Source organism: Caulobacter sp., from assembly GCF_035254145.1.
Lineage (GTDB): Bacteria > Pseudomonadota > Alphaproteobacteria > Caulobacterales > Caulobacteraceae > Caulobacter.
The window spans coordinates 1-5,574 of record NZ_DATFAV010000084.1 but is presented as its reverse complement, the minus strand read 5'-3'; the positions used below and the strand labels follow the sequence as shown (position 1 = coordinate 5,574).

The 5,574-nt window shown below is 67.4% G+C and carries 5 protein-coding genes; all 5 read right to left on the bottom strand.

Annotated features, from left to right (window positions below):
• On the bottom strand, nt 1-1,374 hold a 1,374-nt coding region (gene leuC / locus VJ655_RS04650; RefSeq protein ID WP_324109899.1), incomplete at its 3' end, for a 3-isopropylmalate dehydratase large subunit.
• The gene (gene leuD / locus VJ655_RS04645; protein WP_324109898.1) at nt 1,367-1,975 is read right to left on the bottom strand and encodes a 3-isopropylmalate dehydratase small subunit; all 609 of its coding nucleotides are present in this window, start codon (nt 1,973-1,975) and stop codon (nt 1,367-1,369) included. The genes leuC and leuD, both read right to left, overlap by 8 nt.
• A 13-nt stretch (nt 1,976-1,988) precedes the next feature.
• The gene (locus tag VJ655_RS04640) at nt 1,989-2,282 is read right to left on the bottom strand and encodes an antibiotic biosynthesis monooxygenase (protein ID WP_324109897.1); all 294 of its coding nucleotides are present in this window, start codon (nt 2,280-2,282) and stop codon (nt 1,989-1,991) included.
• Nucleotides 2,279-2,887: an NAD(P)H:quinone oxidoreductase gene (gene wrbA, locus VJ655_RS04635; RefSeq protein WP_324109896.1), complete on the bottom strand. Its 609-nt coding sequence runs from the start codon at nt 2,885-2,887 to the stop codon at nt 2,279-2,281. Before wrbA ends, VJ655_RS04640 begins: the two co-directional genes overlap by 4 nt.
• Nucleotides 2,888-2,898: 11 nt before the next feature.
• Nucleotides 2,899-5,100 carry a TonB-dependent receptor gene (locus VJ655_RS04630; protein ID WP_324109895.1) on the bottom strand — a complete coding sequence of 734 codons (2,202 nt, stop codon included), beginning with the start codon at nt 5,098-5,100 and terminating at the stop codon, nt 2,899-2,901.
• Between the last annotated feature and the right edge of the window lie 474 nt (nt 5,101-5,574).

Here is a 5,574-nt window from a genome sequence, read left to right as displayed (position 1 = left end):
GACCGACGCAGCGGCGGCCATGGCCGGCGACATCAGGTGGGTTCGCGCGCCCGGCCCTTGTCGGCCAACGAAGTTGCGGTTGGAAGTCGAGGCGCAACGCTCCCCAGCCGGCGTACGATCCGGGTTCATGCCCAGGCACATCGAGCAGCCGGGCTGGCGCCATTCGAAACCAGCCTTGATGAAGATGCGGTCGAGACCCTCGGCCTCAGCCTGGGCCTTGACGCGACCAGAGCCGGGCACGACCAGGGCCTGGCGGACGCCGGTGGCGATCCTGCGGCCGCGCAGCACCTGGGCGGCGGCCCGCAGGTCCTCGATCCGCCCGTTGGTGCAACTGCCGATGAAGACGTTCTGGATCGCCAAGCCCTGCAGCGGCGCGCCTGGCTCCAGGCCCATATAGGCCAAGGCCTCGATCGTGGCCGCGCGGCGCGCTGGATCGTCGATGCGGTCCGGGAAGGGTGCGGCGCCGGTGATCGGCGCGATGTCGGCGGGGCTGGTGCCCCAGGTGACGACGGGCGCGACCCGCGTCGCGTCGAGCACGATGGTGCGATCGTGGAGCGCGCCGGGATCCGTGGCGAGCCCGCGCCAGTCGGCGACCGCGCGCTCCCATAGCGCTCCAACGGGCGCGCGCGGCAGCCCTCGCAGATAGGCCAGGGTCGTCTCGTCAGGCGCCACCAGCCCCGAGCGCGCCCCGGCCTCGATGGCCATGTTGCAAAGGGTCATGCGGCCTTCCATCGACAGGGCGCGCACCGTCTGGCCGGTGAATTCGATGACGTGGCCGGTCGCGCCGCCCGCGCCGAGCTGGCCGACCACCGCCAGGGCCAGATCCTTGGCCGAGACCCCCTCCCCCAACCGGCCCTCGATGCGAACCTCGAGCGTTCTGGAGGGACGGATCAGCAGCGTCTGGGTGGCCAGGACGTGCTCGACCTCGGAAGCGCCTATGCCGAAGGCCAAGGCGCCGAAGGCGCCGTGGGTGGAGGTATGGCTGTCGCCGCAGACCACGGTCAGGCCTGGCAGGGTGAAGCCCTGCTCCGCCCCGACCACGTGGACGACGCCCTGCCGGGCGGCGCTCATGGCGATGTGCTCGATCCCGAAGGTCGCGCAATTGCTGGCTAGAAGATCCACCTGGGCCCGCGACTGAGTATCCTCGATCCAGGTCCTCGGGCCGGTGGTGGGCACGTTGTGGTCGGGCATGGCCAGGGCCAGCTCCGGATGACGTACGGTCCGTCCCGCCGCGCGCAATCCCTCGAACGCCTGGGGCGAGGTGACCTCGTGGATGAGGTGCCGATCGATCCAGATAAGGCACGCGCCGTCGTCTTGCCTGGCGACCACGTGGCTGTCCCACAGCTTCTCATAGAGGGTCCGGGACCTAGACATCGGCGAGCGCTCCTGGCCCGGTCGCGAGCCGCCAGGGATGGCTGGCCAGGATGGCCCGCCGATAAGCTTCGATCTCGGCGGCGCGCGCTTCGGTGAGGGCGATCTCGTCGACGCCGCCGAGCAGGCAATGCTTGCGAAACGGGTCGATGTCGAACGACCAGACGGTGATCGGCGTGGACAGGGTCTGGGCCTGAAGGTCGATGCTGACCAGATGCTCCTTGGCCTGGCCCATGAGGTCGTCGACCTGATCCTGCGACAGCGCGATGGTCAGCATGCCGTTCTTGCCGGCGTTGCCGGCGAAGATGTCGGCGAAGCTGGGCGCCACGACCACGCGAACACCAAGGTCCAGCAGCGCCCAGACCGCGTGTTCGCGCGACGAGCCGCAGCCGAAATTGGCCCCGGCGATCAGGATCGGCGCGTGGCGATGGCGCGGCTGGTCGAACAGGTTGTCCGCGTCCTGACGCAGGGCGTCGAAGGCCCCAGCGCCCAGGCCCGCGCGGCCGACCGTCTTCATGAACCGGGACGGGATGATCAGATCGGTGTCGACATCGGCGCGGCCGAAGGGAATGGCCACGCCGGCGACGCGGGTGAAGGGCTGCATGCGGCCCGCCGTCCTAGACGTCCAGCCGCACGTGGTCGATCAGCGGCGGCTCGGCGAAGAACGGTCCCGCCAAGGCGCGCCAGGCCTCGAAGTCCGCCGACCCGCGGAAATCGACGGTGTGGTTCTCCAGCGTCTTCCAGCGCGCGAGCAGCCAGAACTTGTCGTCGGTTTCCAACGATGGCTTCAGCTGAAGACCGACAAAACCCTTGGCGCGCGCGAAGATGGTTCCCACCGCCGTCGCGACGGCGGCCTGGAAAGCCTCGCCCGAACCTGGCCGCACCTTGATCTGAGCGATCTGCAGGATCATGACGCGGGTCTCAGGCGAGCGGCGATGTCGGCCACGTGCCGCCCCTGGAAGCGCGCGCCCTCCAGCTCGTTGTCGCTGGGCAGGCGCGAGCCGTCCGCTCCGGCCAGGGTGCTGGCGCCATAGGGCGTCCCGCCGCTGATCTCTTTCATCTGGGCGTTGCCGGCCCAGCTGTAGGGCAGGCCCACGATGATCATGCCGTGATGCAGCAGCGTGGTGTGGAACGAGGTGATGGTCGTCTCCTGGCCCCCGTGCTGACTGGCGGTGGCGGTGAAGACGCTGCCGATCTTGCCGACCAGGGCGCCCCGCATCCACAGCCCTCCCGTCTGATCGAGGAAGTTGCGCATCTGGGCGGCCATGTTGCCGAACCGCGTCGGCGTGCCGAAGATGATGGCGTCGTAGTCGCCCAGCTCGTCCGGCAAGGCGATCGGCGCGTCCTGGTCCAGCTTCACGCCGCTGGCGCGCGCCACCTCGGCGGGGACCAGTTCAGGCACGCGCTTGACCGTGACCTCGGTCCCGGCGACAGACCGCGCGCCCTCGGCGACGGCCCGGGCCATGATTTCCACATGGCCATAGCTGGAATAGTAGAGCACCAGGACCTTGGTCATCGGCGGCTTCCTCAAAAACGTTTGGTGAATTCGACGCCATAGCGCCGGGGCTTGGCCTTGAAGACGAAGCCGCCGGGAGAAAACTCGGCGTTGTAGCGCTTGTCGGTCAGGTTCTGGGACCAGGCGGTCAGGGACCAGCTCTCGCCCTCCACGCCCAGCCGCGCGTCGACCAGATCGATGGGCTTGCGCACGGTGGAGTTCTCGACGTCGAACCAGGTCTTGCCGATCCGGCGGTATTCGACGCGGGTCAGCAGATCCAGGCCCGTCCCGCCCAGCGGATGTCGGTACTGGCCGGTGAGGTTGAGCGTGTAGCGCGAGACCAGCGGGGCCTGGTTGCCGATATAGGCCGCGTTGGGAAAGGCCTTGATGTCGCTGTCGGTGTAGCCAAGGCCCAGATTGATATCGAGGCCGCTGATCGGGCGGGCCGTGGCGTCGAGCTCGAAGCCGTTCAGGCGCACCTCGGGGACGTTGCCCAGGTTCTGGGTGGAGTTGGCGGCCAGGAAGACGAAGAAGTACGAGTTCTTCGACTTGGTCGTGTAGGCGCTGGCGTTGAGGGTCAGCCGCTTTTCGAACAGGGTGGACTTGATCCCCGCCTCGTAGGTGGTGGCGACCTCGGCCTCGAACAGGTCGCTGACCCCCACGATCCCGTTGGAGAAGGCCACGCCGCCGACGCCCGTCTGGTTGAAGCCGCCGCTGCGGAAGCCCCTGCTGTAGCCCGTATAGAGGCTGACTGCGTCCGTCGGCTCGTAGCGCAGGGTCACCTTGGGCTGCAGCTCGTCCCAGATGTGGCGGCGGACATCGCCGGTGGCGCCCTGCGGGAAGCCCGGGACATTTGGCAGGAACGCGGTCGGCGTCAGGGTGGTCTGGCGGCGGCGATCCTTGTCGTAGCGTAGGGACACGTCCAGCTCGACCTTCGAGGTCAGGTTGGTGGTCACATCGCCGAACACCGCCCAGGCCAGGTTGCTCTGATTGTCGGCCAGGAACGTGGCCTGCGGATTCAGCGGGTTGGTGCTGGGCGTCCGATAGACCGGGAACACGCCGGCCCCGGTGTCGACCATGTTGCCGGTCGAGATGTAGCGCTTGGTGGCGATGCCGTAGGCGCCGGCGATCCAGCGGACCTTGCGATCGACCGGCGAGGCGAACCGCAGTTCCTGGCTGTAGGCGTCGACATGCACGTACTGGCTCTGGTTCAGGTCGAAGCCTAGCAGTTTGAAGAACAGCGACTGCTGGATCGGCAGGAAGTCGAAGGCGTCGCCGGTGACGATCTCCTTGAGCGTGTCGTACGAGCTGACCGAGGTCAGGGTCCCGGCGTCGGTGTCGTAGTTCAGCTTCAGCGAGGCGCTGTACATGTCGCGGTTGTCGATGCCGGGATTGTTCACCCGCACCGGCAGGCTGGTGTCGTTCACGTCATTGACGATGTTGAAGTAGAAGCCGCGCGTCTTCAGCTTGGCGCCCGAGAGCCGCAGGTCCGCCGAGAACTTGTCCGTCGGCTGCCACAGCAGCACGCCGCGCAACGACACGTCCTTGTAGGGATCGGCCTTCTGGTCGAGGTAGGTGTTGCGGATATAGCCGTCGTTGTCGACATACGAGCCGGCCAGACGGAACTTCAGGGTCTCGGACTTGCCGACCGGACCGCTCAGCGAGCCCTGGACCTTGTAGCCCGGCCCGGACTCGATCCCGGCCTTCAGGTTGCCCTGGAATTCGTTGGTCGGCTGCTTGGTGCGGATCACGATCGCCCCGCCGATGGCGTTACGGCCATAGAGCGCGCCCTGCGGGCCCTTCAGCACCTCGATCTGCTCGATGTCGAACAGTTCCTGATTGAACTGGGCGGGGTTCACCTGCTGAACCCCGTCAACGATCACCGCCACGGACGGCTCGCTGTTTCGCGCCTGGCTGATGCCCCGGATGACGATGAAGGCGTTGCCGGCGTTCTGCGTCTCGACCAGCGTGACGTTGGAGGTCATGCCCACGAAGTCGGCGGCCTTCTCGACGCCGGCCCGCTCCAGGGTCTGGGCCGAGAGCACCGTCATCGAGGCCGGAACATCCTGCAGCGCTTCGTCGCGACGACGGGCGGTGACGGTGACTTCCTGGACCGTGGTGTCGGACTGCGCGGTCTGACCGGACGCTCGCGCCTCCGTCGCGACGGCGAGCGTCAACAGGGCAAGGGCTGACACGCCATTGGCGAGCAAGCCGCGCGTCGAGGCGCTGAGCATGGTTATCCTCCCGATGTTTCGTCTTTCCGACGTTTGTCGCGGGTCGCGGACAACGAGTTCTGGAGAGGCGTGCCTCGCGGCCAGCCAAAAGCCCTGGGCGAGCGCCCAGTTCGGGCGTCGGCGAGCCTAGGCCAACGCCAACCAACGCCCCCTGTCGTCGTCGCCGCGATGTCGCGACGGCGACGTTCGTCCCCTCCTTGGTCGCCCTTCGTCGTGGAAGGCCGCTTACCTGATGAGGACGCTATTTAGTTCGTATATCGAAGTCAAGTTCGCATTCCGAAAATTGACGCGACAAGGCACGGACGCGGCGAGGCGGGCCCGAAGGGGATCCGGGTGTTTGGCGGACGGAATATTGAAGGGCCCTGGAGGCGGCTCGCGCCCCGGGGAGCGTCTAGGTGGGGCTGAGCGAGTGGACCAGGAATGGCCACTTCTGCAGGGCCGCCTCGATCTCGCGGGCCGCGGTCTGCAACAGCG